The organism is Sphingobium sp. UBA5915, from assembly GCF_002431195.1.
Taxonomy (GTDB): Bacteria; Pseudomonadota; Alphaproteobacteria; order Sphingomonadales; family Sphingomonadaceae; genus Sphingobium; species Sphingobium soli.
In genome coordinates this window covers 17,248-35,114 of record NZ_DJDV01000101.1, presented here as the reverse complement: position 1 = coordinate 35,114, position 17,867 = coordinate 17,248, and the positions used below count along the sequence as shown (strand labels likewise).

General features: G+C 64.8%; 12 protein-coding genes. 1 reads left to right on the top strand and 11 read right to left on the bottom strand.

Annotation, left to right across the window (positions count from 1 at the left end):
- The 7 genes from B2V90_RS18990 to B2V90_RS18960 form a co-directional block, all read right to left on the bottom strand.
- Positions 1-674 (bottom strand): MFS transporter (locus tag B2V90_RS18990; protein WP_293922801.1); only part of this gene is annotated, 674 nt, incomplete at its 3' end.
- Between the two features lie 103 nt (positions 675-777).
- Positions 778-3,228, bottom strand: a complete 2,451-nt coding sequence (locus B2V90_RS18985; RefSeq protein ID WP_228222318.1) for a glycosyl hydrolase 115 family protein — start codon at positions 3,226-3,228, stop codon at positions 778-780.
- A gap of 121 nt (positions 3,229-3,349) precedes the next feature.
- Positions 3,350-4,465 (bottom strand): glycoside hydrolase family 88/105 protein, encoded by a 1,116-nt coding sequence (locus tag B2V90_RS18980; protein ID WP_228222319.1) that lies wholly within the window; start codon positions 4,463-4,465, stop codon positions 3,350-3,352.
- Between the two features lies 1 nt (position 4,466).
- Complete coding sequence (locus tag B2V90_RS18975) at positions 4,467-7,481, bottom strand: glycoside hydrolase family 35 protein (protein ID WP_228222320.1); 3,015 nt, start codon at positions 7,479-7,481, stop codon at positions 4,467-4,469.
- Between the two features lie 10 nt (positions 7,482-7,491).
- A complete protein-coding gene (locus B2V90_RS18970; protein ID WP_009820515.1) occupies positions 7,492-7,806 on the bottom strand; it encodes an L-rhamnose mutarotase in 315 nt (104 codons plus the stop codon).
- A 69-nt stretch (positions 7,807-7,875) separates the two neighbouring features.
- Positions 7,876-9,396, bottom strand: coding sequence for a rhamnogalacturonidase (locus tag B2V90_RS18965; protein WP_228222321.1), 1,521 nt, complete (start codon positions 9,394-9,396; stop codon positions 7,876-7,878).
- A gap of 11 nt (positions 9,397-9,407) precedes the next feature.
- Positions 9,408-10,610 carry a rhamnogalacturonan acetylesterase gene (locus B2V90_RS18960; protein ID WP_228222322.1) on the bottom strand — a complete coding sequence of 401 codons (1,203 nt, stop codon included), beginning with the start codon at positions 10,608-10,610 and terminating at the stop codon, positions 9,408-9,410.
- Positions 10,611-10,960: 350 nt separating this feature from the next.
- On the opposite strand from B2V90_RS18960, the gene B2V90_RS18955 reads away from it, so the two are divergent.
- Positions 10,961-13,903, top strand: a complete 2,943-nt coding sequence (locus B2V90_RS18955) for a TonB-dependent receptor (protein WP_228222323.1) — start codon at positions 10,961-10,963, stop codon at positions 13,901-13,903.
- 79 nt (positions 13,904-13,982) lie between these two features.
- Here the strand turns inward: B2V90_RS18955 and B2V90_RS18950 are convergent, their stop codons facing one another.
- From B2V90_RS18950 to B2V90_RS18935, 4 genes are all read right to left on the bottom strand, one after another.
- Positions 13,983-14,765: an IclR family transcriptional regulator gene (locus B2V90_RS18950; RefSeq protein WP_009820519.1), complete on the bottom strand. Its 783-nt coding sequence runs from the start codon at positions 14,763-14,765 to the stop codon at positions 13,983-13,985.
- A gap of 162 nt (positions 14,766-14,927) precedes the next feature.
- Complete coding sequence (gene pal / locus B2V90_RS18945; protein ID WP_009820520.1) at positions 14,928-15,446, bottom strand: peptidoglycan-associated lipoprotein Pal; 519 nt, start codon at positions 15,444-15,446, stop codon at positions 14,928-14,930.
- 111 nt (positions 15,447-15,557) lie between these two features.
- The gene (gene tolB / locus B2V90_RS18940) at positions 15,558-16,892 is read right to left on the bottom strand and encodes a Tol-Pal system beta propeller repeat protein TolB (RefSeq protein WP_228222324.1); all 1,335 of its coding nucleotides are present in this window, start codon (positions 16,890-16,892) and stop codon (positions 15,558-15,560) included.
- Positions 16,889-17,854 (bottom strand): cell envelope biogenesis protein TolA, encoded by a 966-nt coding sequence (locus tag B2V90_RS18935; protein WP_228222325.1) that lies wholly within the window; start codon positions 17,852-17,854, stop codon positions 16,889-16,891. Before B2V90_RS18935 ends, tolB begins: the two co-directional genes overlap by 4 nt.
- Positions 17,855-17,867: the final 13 nt, after the last annotated feature.

Genomic DNA, 17,867 nt, shown 5'->3' with positions numbered 1-17,867 from the left:
GGGCCGGCCCGCGCCGCGGCGGCGGCTTCGGCGGGAAGATGCCGTTCCCAGCTGAATGCGTAAAGCAGGCCCGCCGTGGCCATGAACAGGATGGCGAAGATGATGCCCATGTAGAAGAAGGTGTCGGCGCTGTCGCGACCCAGCGCCTCGATCAGCCAGAGCGGCAGGAAGCCGGCGAGGATGGCGGACGCCTGACCGAAGAGAATCCGCGACCCCGCGAATTTCGCTTTCGTCCGATAGTCGCTCGACATTTCGGCGGCGAGCGTTTCGAACGGGATGATCTCCATCGCGTAGACCAATTCGAACAGCACGTAGCTGACGAGATAATACCAGAAACCCTGCCCTGGCAGCCACATCAGCGCGAAGCTGGGCAGCAGGGGAATGGCCGCGAGGATGAAGAAGCGCCGACGGCCGAAACGCTGGCCAAGCCAGGTGCCGCCGAAATGATCCGAAATATAGCCGATCATCGGTGAAGCGAAGGCATCGAGAATGCGCGCCACGGCAAAGATGGTCGCCGCCTGGCCGGCGGACAGGCCGCAAAATTGCGTGTAGAAGATCAGCACCCAGCCCGAGATCACCGCCATCGACCCGGCACCCAGCACGTCGTTGGAGCCATAGGCGAGGTAATTGTGGAGGCGGACCGGGCGCGTCACGGGTGGGGCAATATCGGGCAATTCAGTTCCTCCGCCTCGTCATGCGATGCGCCCATTCTTCCTGATCTTCGCGCACGTGACATAGCTAATGTCATATAGTGGGTCGCTATCACATATTTTGGAATTAGTGCAAGCTGCCATCCAACATCCGTTCCGGCAGGAACCGCACCGCCTCCACCAGCAACGGTTCTCCTGCGCCTTCAAGGGCTATGCGGTTCGCGCCGCCGTCAAGCCGCGCGGGGACGGGCATGGTAATCCGATTGTCCAGCACTGCATCGGCCCAGTCGCGGTCTCCGGTCGTGCGGGGAATCTCCAGGCTTTGACGTCTCCCATCGACTCTCGCGACAAAACGCAGCGGGCCACCATCCGCATTGGCATAGGTAGGGAGTATATCTACGACCATGCGCCATGAACCGTGGGGTAGATTGATCCGGACGCGGGCTGCGCCGCTGCCATCGCTCGCCAGAACCCCATCCTGCCGCCCAAGGCCATCCACCTTGCGCCAGCCGGCCGACACGGCAAAACGATCCGGCGCGACGATGATAGGCGCGACGGTCGGCGCGGGCGCGGGGGACGTGGCGCCGGACCTGGGTCCAGGCAGCGGCGCGTCAGCGGCGGGCAGCAGCGGCGCGGCCATGCGATAGCTGCGCCACTGGCCGTCGGCCGGTTCCATCGCCATCATGCCCCGCCACTTGCCGCCGGCAAGGTCGCGATTATAGCGCCGGGTCAGCGCGCGAAGCTGTGCGTCGGCCGCCCAGGCCATCCGTCCCCGCGCCGTCGCTCCCGCAAGGTCGGTATCGCGCAGCCGGTCATGGGCTTCGGCGGCAAAGACGCGGCGGTTGGCGGCGGCGGAAGCATGCACTGGATAGGCGAGCAGTTCGAAAAAAGCATCCTGCCGCGCGGCAGGAATTGACGGGGCGAGGGCGTCGGTGGCCGCCTCCAGCCGCGCAAATTCGGCCAGCCGGGCATCGGCCTGCGCGATGTCGAGCGGGCTGGGGCGCGCCTTTTCACCGGGCAGATACCATTGCAGATGTTCGGGCCGCCGCGCGAAGTTCAGCCGGTGATAGGCGGCAAAGAGCGGGGCGATCCGCGCGCCCTGTCCCGGCGCGATGGTCTTGTCCGCCCATTGGGCAACAACATCGTCGATCGGCCGCGCGCGCGTCCCTTCCACATCCCAGGCGAGGCGCAGAAAATAGTCGGTGGCAAGCTCGGCGGGCTTGAGATCGCCGACATTGGCCACCCACATCATCCGCGCGCCCCGATCCCAGGCGCGGCCCATCTCTTCGCGGATGAGCGCCGGCGGCGTGGTGGAGAGCCAGAGATAGGACAGCGGCGCGCCAAGATAGGAGAGATGATAGTAAATGCCCGATCCGCCCGGCCGGGCGCGTTCGGCCGCATCGGGGAAGCGACGGATATAGCCGAAATTATCGTCCGGCCACATCAGCGTGACGTCGTCGGGAACGGTCAGCCCGGCGCGATAAATGTCGAGCACTTCCTTATAGGGCATGAACACCTGCGGCGCGTGTTCGATACCATGGTCATGGAGCATGGCGCGCTGGTCGGCGAAGATGCGCTCCAGCGTTGCGCGCTTGTCCGCCATGCTGGTGGGGCCGACCATGCCGCTGTCATGGATGCCGCGCATCCCCAGCGTCCAGACGCTTTCATAGCGGGCGTTAGTCGCGACTCGTTCGCGCCAATAGGCGCCGACGCCGCCGGGATTTTTCGCATAGTCGAAATCGGCGACCGGGGCAGTCCATTCGCCCACATTGTTGCGCAGCATCGGTTCGGCATGGCTGGACCCCATGACGATGGCATAGCGATCGGCCAAGGCGGCATTGGCGGGATCGGCGTTGAAGGGCCGGGTGATGCGGTGCATCGCCGGCCAGAGCAGATTAGCCTTGAGCCGGAGCAACAGTTCGAAGACCCGAGCGTAGCTTTTGGGGCCAAGCGGCGGTTCGTCCGGGGCATGGGTGCCCGCCGCCCAGGGGACGAGCCCCCAATCCTCGTCATTGAGGAAGATGCCGCGATAGCGCACCGAAGGCGGGCCGAAGCGGCGGGTGCCCGGTGAGACATGCAGCGCGTCGCGATGCAGCGGCGTGACGTCCGCCCACCAATGCCAGGGGGACACGCCGATGGCCTGCGACAACTCATAGGCGCCATAGGCGGTGCCGCGCCGGTCGCTGCCGATGATGAGCAGCGCCTGCCGCACGCCGGGCGCGGGGTGGTCGATGGTCTGGATGAGGAAGCTTTCCCATGCGCCGCGCAGGCGGGACACGTCGATGCGACCGCTGGCGACCAGCCCGTCGATGGCGGCGTTGCGGCCCAGCGTGCCGATCCAGACCTGTGCCGTGCCGCCGGGGGATGCGCCGGTGACCCTGGCGATGTCGGCGCGCAGGTCGGTGGCGGCGATCTGGACCACCGCATGATCGGCGGGATCGGTCACGATCCGCGCGACCGCGCCATCGGCCGCGAGCGGAAAGCTGCCTGGCCCGGCGGCGGCGCCGACCCAGTCGGCGGCCTGCGCGCGTGCGCCGCCAACGAGCAGCATCAGGATCAGGAACAGCCGCGCCAGCATCAGGCGCGGTTCGGCTCGAACGCGGGAAGCGCCGCCAGCATCGACATGCCGGCGGCGCCCTTCAGCAGAAAGCGACGGTCGAACGGTCCTTCCATCTCCCTTTCGGCCTCCGCCTTCCGCGTCAGATATAGGTGCGCAGAAACTCGCCCAGCGCGCAGATGGCGAGGCTCTGGCCATAAGGCATGGAAGTGAGCGCGATGTCCTTGTAGAATTGCTGGGTGTCGCCCATCGCGGTGCCGAAGCTGACCTGCTGCAATTCGCCGGCTTCGTCGATGTTCGCGAGCACGCCGCGCACCGCCTTGATGCCGACATCCTCATAATGGCGGGGCAGATAGCCCTTACGCACGGCCTTGAGGATGCCATAGGCAAAGCCGGCGGTGGCCGAAGCTTCCAGATAGCTGGTCGGATCGACGATCAGCGTGTGCCACAGGCCGGTTTCCGCGTCCTGCGTCTCGGCAAGCGTCTTTACCTGCGCGGCGAGCGTGTCGATCAGGAAAGTGCGGAAGAAGTCGCCATCCTTGAGGTCGAGAATCTCGATGATTTCAGGGATCGCGATCGTCACCCAGCAATTGCCGCGCGCCCACAGCGCCTGCGCGAAATTGTGGCGGCCGTTGAAATCCCAACCGTGGAACCACAGGCCGGTCTTGGTATCGAACAGATATTTGATGTGGACGAGGAACTGGCGCTTGGCTTCCTCGATATAATGGGGGCGGTTCAGCAACAGGCCGATCTTGGCCAGCGGCAGGACCGACATCATCAGCGTGTCGTCCCACATTTCGCCGGGATTTTCGTCATTATAGACGATATGCTGGAACCCGCCCTCTTCGGTCTTGGGCAGGCCATCGGGCGCCATCAGCCATTCGGCCCAGGTGTCGAGATAGGGGATGTAGCGCGGGTCGGGCTCATGCTCGTAGAGATAGGCGAGCGTGATGAACGGGGCCATCGTGTTGATATTCTTGGTCGGCGTGCCTTCGGCAAAGCGATCCTCGAACCATTGCTTGATGATGGCGAGCGCGGTCCGGTCGCCGGTCTGCTCATAATAGCGCCACATGCCGAACAGGCCGACGCCATGGGTCCATTCCCATCCGGCCCAGCCCTTGGTGTCGATGATGCGGCCATCGTCCAGATGGAGCAGGAATTCGCCGGTCTCGTCCTTGATATTGACGAGATTGTCCATCAGCCGGCCGATGGAATCGACGATCTGGCTGCGCGGGACGTCATGGTTGAGAGCGGCCACGTTATTTGATCTCCTTGAGGTCTGAAGGTGCTTTTGGCGCGGTTACCATCTGCACGGGCAGACCGCCTTTGACGTTGCGAAGGGTGACGAGGCGCACGCTTTCCAGCGCGTCACCGGGCGCGCCGTCCGACGTGACGGCGAGCGCGACATGATTTTCGCCCCGATGATTGAGGATGCCTTCAGGAATGGGGAAAGTGCGTTGCGGGCCGACATGGGCGATGAACTGGCCCATGTTCCAGCCGTTGACGAAGATCATCACGCGATAGCGAACCGGTGACCGCGGCGTATCGGGATTGCCGAAGCTCAGGCCAATGGTCGCGTCCTGCCCCTTGGGCACGGCAAGGGTGAAGGCGGTGCGGAACCAGTTGGTGCCTGCTGTCGCCTGTTGCGCGGGGACGCTGGCTTTCGCCCATGCGCTGTCGTCGAAGCCAGGCAGGTGCCAGCCCATCCGCTCGCCATACAGGCCGCCATTATTGGCGACGCCCCGCACCGGGTCGGCCAGCGTCTCGCCGCCCTTGCGCCCCTGGATCTTCCAGTCGATCGGCACGGCGAAGCTGCGGCCGGACGGGCCGCCTTCCAGCGAGGCGGACACAAGGCCGCGCGCTTCCTTGTGGAAATCGTCGGAATCCAGGTCCCAATTATGGCCATTGTTGCGGACCATGACGGACAGGACATGATCGCCCGACTGTGCGCTCGCGGGCAGGGCGAAGCGGGCCGTGCCGGTCGTGATCGGGCGGGGGAGGCCATGGGGCGTTTCCGCTTCGCCCAGGAACCGGCCGTCGATCCATGCCTGGACGAGGCCTGATCCGCCCGCGCCGTAGAAAAGCGAAAGTGCCTTTGCGTCGGGCGTGCCGGTGAAGCGACCGCGATACCAGACGTCGCCTTCATGGAAGCCATAGGCGTCCATCAGCATGTTGGGCTGGCCATCGGGGCGGGCGGTGGTGCTGGCATAGGCGCGGCGATCGATCGCCTGCCAAGTGCTGTCGTCAAAGGTGGGATCGGATTCGGGCGAGCCCTTGGCCATGCGCCAGTCGGTGAGCGGCGGCAGGGCAATGTCGGCAGGTCCCGCGAGCGGCCGGCTGGCGGCGATGCTGCCAGCCGGCGTGGCGGCGGTTGCGACCCGGGCGCCATTCCATGTGACGGCGCGCACGGCGGCAGGCGCCCAAATTTCGAGCGGGCTGTCCTGCGCGGTATCGCCGGTGAGCGCGAGCGTGCCGCCGCGCACCGACGCATCGCGCAGCAGGACGGGGCCGCGCACCAGCATCCCGTCGCGCCGCCAGTAGCGCGCACCTTCCGCTTCATCGGCAAGGATGAGGGTCAGCGGGGGACGCCCGCCGCCTTCGACCCGCAATATCGCGCGGCCTTGATGGGTGTAACTGATCTTGAGGTCGCCCTTGCCCGCGTCGAAGGCGCTGGTCGCCTGTCCTTCGATCAACGTCACGCGGGGCGCGGAGGCGTAGCGCAGGACGGTTTCACCCGGTTCGCCCGCACGGCCGTAGAACAGCAGCACGTCGCGGTCGCCCATGCCCTGTGCCGATTGCAGCTCCGATGTCGAATAGACGAGCCGCTGACCGCCCAGATTTGCGCCCGCGATCAGCCATTTGGCGTCGAAGCCATTGAGCTGCATCGGCACGGTATAGCGGCCATCGGGCAGGTCGGCGGTGAAGCTGAAGCTGTCGCGGCTTTGGCCATTAGACGGCTTGTGCGTCACCATCAGGAAGCGGGTGTCGGTTTCCGGGCTCTTGTTATGATAGACCTGAATGTCGGGATCGCTGATCTGGACAGCGCCGGCGGGAATCATGCCGGCCAGGTCGGGGACAGAGGCGATGAGGCCGCCCAGCTGCTTCATCTCCTCCGCTTTCTCACGCAGCGCGCGCGGTTCGGAAATGGCCGCGCCATAATCATAGCTGGTGAACACGACCGGGGCGGGCAGCCAGCCCCAGCTGGTGCCGCCATAGGTCATGTAGAAGCTCTGGATGCCGATGCCGTTGGCCAGGTTGGTGCCATAGAAGACGCGCTGGAACCGCTTGCCGCGCTGGATCGCGTTGCAGTCATAGCCGCCGTTTGATCCCCAATAGTCGAACCAGCCACCGCCAAATTCGGCGAGGAAGCCGGGCGTGTCGGGGGAAGCCGATGCGCCGCCTTTTGGGCCGCCCGGACCATAATAGCCCCAGTCGGGTGCGGCCGACCCGCGCGTGGGTTCGCCCTCCACTGTGCAGGTGCCGCCAGGATAGCCGTCGAACGCATACATATCGTTGGGGCCGTGGACGACCTTTTCCACCTGGCTGCTTTCCGGCACCCAATAGCCGTTGCGGCCCTGATCGTTATGGAAGATCGGCACGGTGATGCCGTCGGCGCGCGCCTTGGCAAAGATATGGTCCATGTAGCGCCGCTGCGCCGGCGTGGTCAGCGCCAGCTCATTTTCTATCTGGTGCAGGATGACCCCATATTTGCGCTTGGGGTCCGCATTGATCTGATGCCGGGCGATGATCGGATTGATGTGGCTCAGCCATTCGTCGGCCGCCTTGAGATAATCGGGATCGTCGGTGCGGGCGCGGGCGCGCTGGTTGACGAGCCAGCCCGGAAAGCCGCCGCGCGTCAGTTCCGCATTCACATAAGGGCCGGCGCGGGTGATGACGTAGAGGCCCTCTTCCTCCGCCATCGTCAGCAGCCGGTCGAGATCACGGATGCCGGTAAAGTCGTAAACGCCCTGTTTCGGGCTGTGATAGCCCCAGTCGAAATAGAGGGCGACGGTGTTGAAGCCGCTGGCCTTCATCTTCTGAAGGATGTCGCGCCACAGATCGGGCGAAGGCAGGCGGAAGGGATGGAATTCCCCGCCCCAGATGATGGCCCGCTTGCCATCAATCATCAGCGAGCGCGCGTCATAGGAAACGCGGCCGAACGTCTTGACCGGCGCGGACAGGTTGGCGGTGGGCCGGGCTTCCTGCGCGCGGACGGGCAGGGGTGCGGCAGCGAGTGAGGAGCCCAGCAGCAGGGCGGCGATCAGGGTGCGCATGGGTGTGCCGTCAATCCATGTGGAACAGCAGGGGGAGCGGCCATTCGCGCGGCTGGTTGCCCGGCTGCACTTCCATCAGCGGCGCCATATAGTCCCACCAGCGCTTCATCACCGGATGATCGGGCAGGGCGTCGCGGCTGTTGTCGGCACGCAGCTTGAGCACGGCAAAGAGGCTGAGCGTGTCTTCGTCCAGAAAGATTGAATAGTCATGGATGCCCGATTCGGACAGCAAAGCGGACAGTTCGGGCCATATCTCGTCATGGCGACGGCGATATTCCTCGACCACGCCGGGCTTGAGCTGCATCTTGAAGGCGTGGATCGTCATGGCTTCCCCTCGATGAACCATATTATGGAACCTTAGACCGATATTTGGTAGCAGTGTCCCATATGTTCGTCAATCAGCCAAAGGCGTGTCGCGCATGGTGAGACGGGCGACGTCATCGAGCAGCAACGGCGGCCGCGCATCGGGCGCTTTGGTCGTCGCAGTGAAGCGCTCGAGCGTCAGCCCGTCGACATGCCGTGCCCAGAGCGCCCAGCTGGGCAGTACGCCGAACATGCTGGGTTCGGGATATGCGTCGGCCAGTTCGGCCGGGCGACGCGCGGCGTCCTGCGCCGTCCCGCCGCCGGCATAAGCCAGGTGGACGTCGTGCAGCACCACGTCGCGGATCGGGTGGCCGGGCAGGCCCGCCAGCGCGGCGGGAAAGCGGTGATCGATGCCGCGCGCGTCCACTTCGCGGATTTCCACGTCGCGAATCATGCCGATGCCGGTGTCCTGCGGCCCACGCCGGCGGTCGCCGAGGCGCAGGAACAGCGGCGCGGTGGTGACGTCGCGCAGGGTGAGGCGGCGGGCGACGATATGCTCCATCGCTCCGCCATCGACGGTTTCCAGCGCGAGGCCCCGGGAGCGCGTGAAGCGGCAATCCTCGATCCGGATGTTGCGATAGCCGCCATTGCTTTCGGTGCCCAGCTTGATGCGGCCCGTGACCCGGTCCTGATCTGGGGCGACCTGCTGGGTGGTGCCGCGCGTGCCGTCCAGCATGGACCCCATGTCATAGCCCGACACGTCGCAATCGCGGATCAGGATATTTTCCGCCGCGATGGCGCGGCCGAGCGCATAGCTGCTCTTGACCACGATGGCGTCATCATTGGGCGAATTGACGCGGCAGCGTTCCACCAGCACATCGCGCACGCAGTCGAGGTCGATGCCGTCGCGATCGGTGTCGATGGAAAGGCCGTCGATCGTCAGCCGCTGCGTTCCGGTCGCCAGGATGGCGAAATGCCCGCCCTTCAGGATCGTGAAGCCCGACAGGCGAATGTCGCGGCCATTTTTGAGCGCGATCGCCTTGTTGCCAAGGCCGTGCATCTTCGCCGCGTCCGGCTCCAGCCTTGCGATATCGGCATCGGTCATCTGCGCCATGGATAGCGGCCGTTCGCCCGTTTGCTTCTTCCAGCGCGCGCCGGGGCCATCGCGGGTGAGGCCCACGCCATGGATCATGCCCGCCCCCGTTATCGCCACCTGTTCGACATTGTCTCCCCAGATGAGGCTGTTGTGCCAATGGCTGTGGCCGAAATCCTGATAGAGCTGGTCGATGCCGTCTTCGGGCAGGTCATAGCGCCCTGCATGACGGGCAGGGTCGGCCGCCTCGATCACCGCGCCGTCCGCCAGCAACAGGGTGACGCGGCTCTGCAGCCGCAGGGAAAAACAGAGATAGCGCCCGCGCGGCACGATGACGGTGCCCCCGCCGGCCGCGGATGCGGCCAGGATCGCGGCGTTGATCGCGGCGCTGTCGATCGTCCGCCCGTCGCCGCGCGCGCCATGATCGCGCACGTCGAACTGGCGCGCGGCATGGGCGGGGAAAGGCAGGCTGGCAAAGCCGCCGGCGATCAGGCCCAGTGCGACGTCGCGGCGGCTCATCGCCATCATGCTCAATTGCCGGCCGGGCGCTGATCGCTGTGGATCAGGCTGGGCACGATGGCGATTTGCTCTTCGCTCGGCGGATGGCGCGGATCGAATGCCGGCGCCGTAACGTGCGGCGCAAGATCGGGAAGGATCGTCCGGATCCGCTGCGCCACGGCGCTAGCCAACAGGAAAGCGCCATAATTATTGTGATGCGTCTTGTCGCGGCCGCCATCGTTGAAGGCAGTGGGGGCGACGTCGGGACCAAGCGCTTCGTAGATGGCGCGACTATCAGCGTTCAGGTCGATCAGCGGCACGCCGTCTTCCCGAGCGACACGGCGCATCGCATCGGCATAGGCGCCCAGCGTGTCCTCTATCCGGCCCCCGGCGTCGAAATTGCGCCGCTCGGGCGATGTGACCAGCACCGGATGCGCGCCGCGCCGCCGGGCTTCGGCGATGTAGACGCGCAGCCAGGCGGGATAGGTGGTCTGCGGATCGACATAGGTTTGCGGCCATTGCCGTTTCTGGTCGTTATGCCCGAACTGGATGAACAGCCAGTCGCCCGCCTTCATGCCCGACAGCAATTTCGCCAGGCGCAGGTCGCTGGAAAAGCTTTTCATCGTCGCCCCGGACTTGGCATGATTGGCGACCGCGACCTGATCGTCCAGCATGGCCGGCAGCATCTGGCCCCAACTGGCCGCCGGTTCGGCATACTGGTCGGTAACGGTGGAATCGCCGGCAAGATACAGGGTCGGCGCATCGACGGACGCGATGTCGAGCGAGGCGACGCGCGGCTGGCCCAGAAATTCCAGCGTCAGCTTGTCATCCCATGTATATTCGGCGCGGTCGCCCGGCGTCAGCAGCACCCGCGCGCCACCGGGCGCATTTTCAGGGGGCGGCGGCAGCGCGGGGGTGCGGATATTGACCAGGAAACTGCGCTCTACATACTGGCCCTTGCGCGTGGCGATATTGCGCAGCATCAACCGCCGTGCTTCCGCCTTGACGCTGGTGTTGCCGGCCGATGTGCGACTGCCCAGCCGCACCGTCACGCGATAATTGCCCTCCGGCAGCGCAACGGAAAACAGATAGTCGCGCTCCGTCGCGCCCGGCTCCATGCCATGCCCGCCGGGCTGATAGACCTGATGGCGCTGCGGCGATCGGTCGCTGAGGTCGAAATGGAGGGAAGCCGGCGCGGCAGCGGCCATGGCGATCAGCAAGAGCGGCAGACTCATGACGGGCTGCACATCCGGTAAGGACGCAAAATGGGGGAATATGCCGAGGTCGGCATATTCCCCCAAGCCGACCGCCCGTGCAGAGGCGGCGATGGGTGCGGCCCGCGCCTGGCGGGATGACGTGGGGCCAATATCCTCAAAAGGGATTCTCCGTCCCGTTAAATAGTTTTGCGAACCATATATCGGGACTTGCCGAAACGACAAGGCCTTTATCCTTCATGCAGCTCATAATGTGGGATTATTAGCCATATGTTGATTTCTATGGCATTGACGCGCGAATCCGTATAAATTGAGCAATGGTTCCATATAGCGGGACTTCCGGGAAAGGCCGGAATCGAAGGGGAGGATCTATGTCTGTTCAGGTGACACGTGCCATGTTCGCGCGCCGGGTGTCGGCGCTGGCGATGATTTCGACCATGATGATCGGCGCGTCCGCCGCTGCGCAGGAACAGGCAGAACCGCAGGACACAGCGGACATTGTCGTCACCGGCTTCCGCGCGTCGCTGGACAGCGCGCTGGGCATGAAGCGGCAGGAAGCCGCGGCGATCGATTCGATCGTGGCCGAAGATATCGGCAAATTCCCCGACTCCAACCTGGCGGAATCGATGCAGCGCGTGCCGGGCGTGGCGCTGGCGCGTGGCGACGGCGGCGAAGGCCGCAATATTTCGGTGCGCGGCCTGGGCGCCGGCTTCACCCGCGTGCGGATCAACGGGATGGAAGGCACGTCGCAGACCGGTTCGTCGGACATTTATGGCGCGGGCAATAATGGCCGCAGCTTCGATTTCAACGTCTTCCCGACCGAAATCTTCTCCGCGCTGACGGTGCGCAAGACCCCGTCGGCGGACGTGGAGGAAGGATCGCTGGGCGCGACGGTGGACCTGTCCGCGCCCAAACCGATGGACCAGAAGGACGATTTCGTCCTCTCCATGACCGCGCGCGGCGTCTATAACGAACTGTCGAAACAGGTCGATCCGCGCGCGTCGATGCTGATTTCCAAGAAATTCGGCGACAGCGGCTTCGGCATCCTCGGTTCGATCGCCTATCAGAAGCGCAATATCCGCGAAGTCGGCTATTCAGCGGTCGATATATTATCGGCTAATACCAATGGCGGTTTTTGTTCGCCATTGGGCGCGCCGATCAACACCGCCGGCCAGACGCCCGAGCAGTTGCTCTTGCGCGGTGTAACGGCGGAAAATTGCAGCACAGGCAATCCACGCACCAGCGACCCTGCCGCCTATCAGGCGATTCAGGACCTGCGGCGTGACGACCTGCCCAATACGCCGGGCAGCGGTGCCTTCCTGCCGCGCCTGCCGCGCTACCTCAACAGCGAACAAGATCAGGAACGGATCGGCGGATCGCTGACGCTGCAATTTAATCCCGACGACGACACCGACATTTCGCTCGACCTGCTTTATTCGCGGTTCGAAGTCACGCGGCGCGACAATTATATCGCCGCTGTCTCCTTCGCGCGGTCGGCGTCCAATAATGGTCAGCCGATGACGTCGGTACGCGATGTCGAATTCGATGAGAATGGCTCGCTCGTCTATGGCGCGTTCGACGGCGTCGATGTGCGGTCGGAAGGACTGGTCGACAATTTCGTATCGACCTTCAAGCAGGCGAACCTCAATTTCCGCCGTCGCCTCAACGACAATCTGGAAGTGAGCGGCATCGTCGGCTTCAACCGGTCGATCTGGGACGGCAAGAAGCGCCTGCAAACCTATATGGACGCGATCGACACTGATGGCTTCACCATCGATTTCCGCGATGGCGGCACGACGCCCGTTCTGGGCTTCGGCATCGACGTCAATGATCCGGCCAGCTTCAACTATGCGCCGGGTCGGCCCGATGGCACGGTCCTTGGCGGCTTCAGCTATCAGGGCAAGCCGTCGAAGAACACCACCGACAACATGACCGGCGAAATGAACCTGAAATGGACGGTCAATGACGCGCTGTCCTTCCGGGCGGGCGGGCAATATCGCCGCAGCGATTTCAAATCGACCTTCCTGCGGCCCTATTCGGCAGACCTGGTGATGCAGCCGTTGCCGGCCGGTACCAGCCTGGCCGATCTTACGCGGTCGATCACGGGCGTCGACAAGCTGTGGGGCAATGGCGCGCCGTCCAGCTGGGCAGCGATCGACCCAGAAAAATGGGCCGACACCTTCGGCTTTGATTCGGTGCGCTATTGCGGCGTCGAATGCGGCGGCGGCGACAGCCGGGTCCGCGAAGAGGTGATGAGCGGCTACATCATGGCCAATTTCGATCTGGAGGAGGCGATCGGTTTTGGCGTGCGCGGCGACATCGGCGTGCGCTACGTCAAGACCGACATGCGCTCGTCGGGCTATATCACCGTGTCCAGCGCGACATCGCCCACCGGCCTTGGCGGGCAGTTCGCCGCGGCCACCAACAGCTATGACGACTGGCTGCCGTCGGCGAATATTGTGATCGAGCCGGTGCGCAACGTCCTTGTCCGCCTGTCGGGCGCCAAGGTGCTGGCGCGTCCGGAACTGGGGCTGCTTACGCCCACCAGCGGCGTCAACGGCGTGACCCGCGTCGGCAATGTCAACAACCCCTTCCTCGACCCCATTCGCGCCAACACGTTCGACGTGGCGGTGGAATGGTATTTCCGCCCCGGATCGCTGCTGTCGGCTGCCTTCTTCTACAAGGACATCAAGAGCTTCATCCAGAATGTGAACAGCCAGATCCCGTTCAACGAACTGGGCCTGCCGATCGAGCTACTGGACGGGACCAACACCGCGCCGACCGAGCTGTTCACCGTGTCGCAGCCTTTCAACACGCCGGGCGGGCCGCTCAAGGGCATCGAGCTCAACGCGCAGATTCCCTTCACCTTCCTGGACGGGTTCCTGGGCAATTTCGGCGTGCTGGCCAACTACACCCATGTCACGTCGAAGATCGACTATATCCTTGCCAGTGTGAACGGTACGCCCACGGTCACAACCACGGCGGACCTGGTCGGCCTGTCGAAAAATACCGCGTCGGGCACGCTTTATTATGAGGATGACAAGTTCTCCATCCGCACCACCGGCAATTTCCGCGACAAGTTCATCCGCGGCATTCCGGCGTCGCCGGGCAGCGACCTTCAGGGCAACGCCAAGACATTCTATATGGATGCGTCGGCCAGCTACAATGTCACCGACCGGCTGAAGATCATCGTCGAGGCGCAAAACCTGACCGATGAACAGAACCGCCTTTATATCGACAGCCAGCGTCAGGACACGCTGTTCGAAACGCGGATCGGCCGGACCTTCACCTTTGGCGTGACCTACCGAATGTAAGCCCCCCAATCCTCCCCAAACCTGAAGGGCGCGGTCACATCTGTGGACCGCGCCCTTTTTCTTGTCGGGGTGGCCCGCGTCAGCGTGGCGCGGCGTAGCCCACGGCGCCGCTAATCTGTTCGGCGGCGCGACGCACCTGTTCGGCAAGGTCGGGGCGCAGATCGTCGGTCAGATAATGCGCCGCGCTGGCGATCGAGATGGCAATGCCGATCTGGCCCTTGGCATCGCGGATCGGCACCGCGATGGACCGCACGCCATCGCCCAGCTCGCTGTCATGTAACACCATGCCACGCGCTTTGTGCGCGCGCATGTCCTTGAGGAAACGGTCGATCTGCGCCTTGGTGGCGGTGCCGCCCTTGGCCTCGACATAGAGGCGCTGCCACGTCTCCTCATCCTCGTCGAGCAGCAACGCTTTGCCGATGCCGGTTTCCGCGATGGGGCGGCGGTCGCCCGGCGCGGTCGCGACGCGCAGACGCTGCGTGCCGGTGACGCGGTCGAGATGGCGGGAAAATTCGCCCTCCCGCTTGCCCACGAAAACGCAGAAGCCGGTGCGTTCGGACAATAATTCCATGAAGGGGCGGGCGACGCGGACATAGTCGATCTGTTCGGTCGCCAGCACGCCCAGCTGCAATAACTTCGGGCCCAGCGCGAAGCCGTCGCGCGTGACCGACAGATAGTTGCGCGAGCGCAGCGCCTGCACCAGCCGGTGGGCGGTGGTCTTGCTCATGCCCAGTTTGCGAGCAAGGTCGGCAGCGCGGATCGGCCCGTCGATCACTTCGTCCATGATGTCGAGCGCCCGCATCAAGGTCTGCGTGCCCTTGACCCCCTGTTCCTGTTTGTCGTCCTGATGCTGTGTCGCCATGCTTGCCCCTTGCGCGTCCCATATGGCGGGCGCGTCCCATATATCGGAAAGGGTATCGGGCAATTTGGCGGCGTTGTCAGCAGATTTGTTGCGGCGGACGAAAAGGCCCGCCGATCAGGGGCGATCGGCGGGCCATCATGTCATCGGGTCGAAGCGCCCGGATCAATATTGGATCGTGACCGTCACCGCGCGGCGGTTCTGCGCCCAGGCCGCTTCGTCGGAGCCGAGCGCGGCGGGGCGTTCCTTGCCATAGCTGACGGTGGTGATCCGGCCGGGATCGATGCCGAGCGAGGCGAGATAGTTTTTGGCGGCATTGGCGCGGCGTTCACCGAGCGCAATATTATAGTCGCGCGTGCCGCGTTCGTCGGCATGGCCCTCGATCGTGACGCGAACCGACGGGTTCTGCTGCAACCAGGCGGCCTGGCTTTGCAGTGTCGCCTGATCCTCAGCATCAACATCATATTGGTCGAGGCCGAAGAAGATGCGGTCGGAGGCGACCGACGCGACGAAATCTTCCTGGCTGCCCTTGCGCGGGCCGGCGGGCGTGGCGGGGCCGGTGGGCATGGTGCTGCCAGCGTCCGTGCCACCGGGCGCGGGGGGCAGCTCGGCCGGCGGCTTTTTCGAGCAGGCGGCAAGGGCGATGATGGCGCTTGCGGCGAGCACGGTGCGGGACAATTTCATCACAAGGTCTCCTTGTTGCGCTGTCTGCCGCCCGGCTTGAAGGGGAGGGGGCGGCGACAGGGTCTGTAAACATCGTTACGCTGTCAAGACGATTGGGTTCCGGCGGCCCGGTCAGGGAAGCAGCGGTCCCCAGGCCGGGTCGGACCCGCTGAGCGGCGTCGGGATGCGCCGTTCGTTGACGCCGGTCAGGTCCACCTGCCACACCTGGCTGGTGCCCTGGCGGCCCGGCGTCGTGCGGAAAAATTGCAGCACGCGGCCATTGGGCGACCAGGTGGGCTGTTCGTCCTGCCAGCCATTGGTCAGAATCCGCTCATTATCGCCATTGGGCGTCATCACCGCGATCTTGAAGTCGCCCGACAGCTTGGTGAAGGCGATGAGGTCTCCGCGCGGGCTCCATTCGGGCGTCGCGTAACGGCCGCCGCCATGGCTGATCCGGCGCTGGTTCGACCCGTCCGCATTCATGACATAGAGTTGTTGCCCGCCCGACCGGTCGCTTTCAAAGACGATGCGGCTGCCGTCGGGCGAATAGCTGCCGCCCACGTCGATGCCGGGCGAGTTGGTGAGGCGCACCGGCGATCCGCCATTGGCGGAGACGCGATAAATGTCGGTGTTGCCGGCCGCCGCCATGGAAAAGAGGATGTTGCGGCCATCGGGCGACCAGCGCGGCGCGAAGGTCGGGTTGTTGCTTTCCGTCACAAGGCGCTGCTGTCCGGTGCCGATGTCATAGACATAGAGGCGGACCCGGCTGCCCAGATAGCTGACATAGACGATGGATTTGTAATCGGGGGAAAAGCGCGGGGTGAGCGCGATCGACTGGCCGTTGGTGATGAAGCGGTGGTTCGCGCCGTCCGAGTCCATGATGGCGAGCCGTTTGGTCCGGTTCCCCTTGGGGCCGCTTTCGGCGATATAGGCGATGCGGCTGTCGAAGAAGGGGCTTTCGCCCGACAGGCGGGCATAGATGGCATCCGCGCATTTATGCGCCGCGCGTCGCCAGTCGCGCGGGGCGACGACATAGCCCTGGCGCGTCAATTCCTGTTGCAGCGCCACGTCATAGAGATAGCAGCCCACGGTGATGTCGGCTTCGCCGCCACTGGTCCGCACGAAGCCCTGCACCAACGCCTGGTAGGCGCCCCATTTCTGATATTGGGGGAAGGTGACTTCGGGGAAGGGTATGGCGGGTAGGCCGCCCGGTCCCGAAGGATCGAACAGGCCGGAGCTTTTAAGGTCCGACGCGATGACTTCGGCGATCTTGCGGCCAAGGTCGCTGGCAGACCCGGCCGGCGTGTCGGCTTCCTGCTGCGCGGGCATGGGCGGCACCGCGATCTTGAGATTGCTGTCAATGTCGCCGGTCACATCGACCGACAGTTGCGCCATGGCCGGTGCAGTCAACAGGGCGGCGAGCGCGACCGTCGCAAGCGACAGGGTGCGCAGGAAGGTCGTTTTCATCGGTTCAGCCTCGCGTCAAAGCGGAGTGGCCGGAGCCATTTCCATTGGTCATAAAATTCAGGGGGCAAATTCCTGAAGGGGGCGGCGAGTTTCACCGCCTGGATCGCGCGTTCGGCGTGCAGCTTGGCTTGCGGGCGGTTGCTGGCCGTGACGCCGAGCTGGTCGATCACCTGCGGCGTGCCGACGAGCGCGCCGCTCTTGTCCAGCCGCACCTCCAGCAAGGTGACGAGCTGGTCGGCGTCAGCGCCTGAAGGCGGACGCCAATGGGGTTTGAGCTGACGGCGGATTTCCGCGTCCAATGCGGATTTCTGCGCCGGCCCCATGGCGGCGGCAGGCGGCGGCGCGGCCTTGCGCGGGGCATCGGCGCTGGTGTCGATGCCCTTGAGGAAATCCTTGCCCAGCAGCGATCCGCGCGGCTTGTCCGCCTTGCCCGCGCCCGATGCCTTGGCCGGCGCGTCACTTGTCTTCTTGGCTTTGCTCGATGATTTGGCGGGCGCGGCGGCGGCCGGCTTTGGCGTCGGCTTTTCTGGCTTGGGCTTTGCCTTCGCTGCCTGCTTTTCAGCCGCAGGCTTAGGCTGGGCCGGCGTCTTGGCGGTCGCCTTCTTGGGCGGCGCGGGCTTTTCCTTCGGCTTGGCCGGGGCTTCTTTGGGCGCGGGGCGCGGCGGGGCGGGGGTAGGCTCTGGCGGCGCGGGGGTCGGTTCAGGCGCGGGCGCGGGTTCAGGCGCAGGCGCGGCCTCTTCGGTTGGACCTTGGTCCGGGGCGACGCTGGGCGGGGGGGGCTGCGTCGAAATCTGCGGCGCCATGGATTTGAGCGCCACCTCGTCCACCAGGCTCACGTCCATGGGCGGGCTGTTGAGCTTGAGCGGGTTGGGGGTCGAGAGGAATCCGGCCGATAGCAAGCCGAACAGGAGGACATGTCCCGCCGTCGCGACGCCAAGGCCGATCTTTTCCGCGCGCTCCATATAAACGACCTAT

What these genes read in the sequence shown, in the direction of transcription:
- B2V90_RS18985 (WP_228222318.1), bottom strand. Translation starts at nt 3,228, where the DNA reads ATGCTGGCGCGGCTGTTCCTGATCCTGATGCTGCTCGTTGGCGGCGCA.
- B2V90_RS18975 (WP_228222320.1), bottom strand. Translation starts at nt 7,481, where the DNA reads ATGCGCACCCTGATCGCCGCCCTGCTGCTGGGCTCCTCACTCGCTGCC.
- B2V90_RS18970 (WP_009820515.1), bottom strand. Translation starts at nt 7,806, where the DNA reads ATGACGATCCACGCCTTCAAGATGCAGCTCAAGCCCGGCGTGGTCGAG.
- B2V90_RS18965 (WP_228222321.1), bottom strand. Translation starts at nt 9,396, where the DNA reads ATGAGCCGCCGCGACGTCGCACTGGGCCTGATCGCCGGCGGCTTTGCC.
- B2V90_RS18960 (WP_228222322.1), bottom strand. Translation starts at nt 10,610, where the DNA reads ATGAGTCTGCCGCTCTTGCTGATCGCCATGGCCGCTGCCGCGCCGGCT.
- B2V90_RS18955 (WP_228222323.1), top strand. Translation starts at nt 10,961, where the DNA reads ATGTCTGTTCAGGTGACACGTGCCATGTTCGCGCGCCGGGTGTCGGCG.
- B2V90_RS18950 (WP_009820519.1), bottom strand. Translation starts at nt 14,765, where the DNA reads ATGGCGACACAGCATCAGGACGACAAACAGGAACAGGGGGTCAAGGGC.
- pal (WP_009820520.1), bottom strand. Translation starts at nt 15,446, where the DNA reads ATGAAATTGTCCCGCACCGTGCTCGCCGCAAGCGCCATCATCGCCCTT.
- tolB (WP_228222324.1), bottom strand. Translation starts at nt 16,892, where the DNA reads ATGAAAACGACCTTCCTGCGCACCCTGTCGCTTGCGACGGTCGCGCTC.
- B2V90_RS18935 (WP_228222325.1), bottom strand. Translation starts at nt 17,854, where the DNA reads ATGGAGCGCGCGGAAAAGATCGGCCTTGGCGTCGCGACGGCGGGACAT.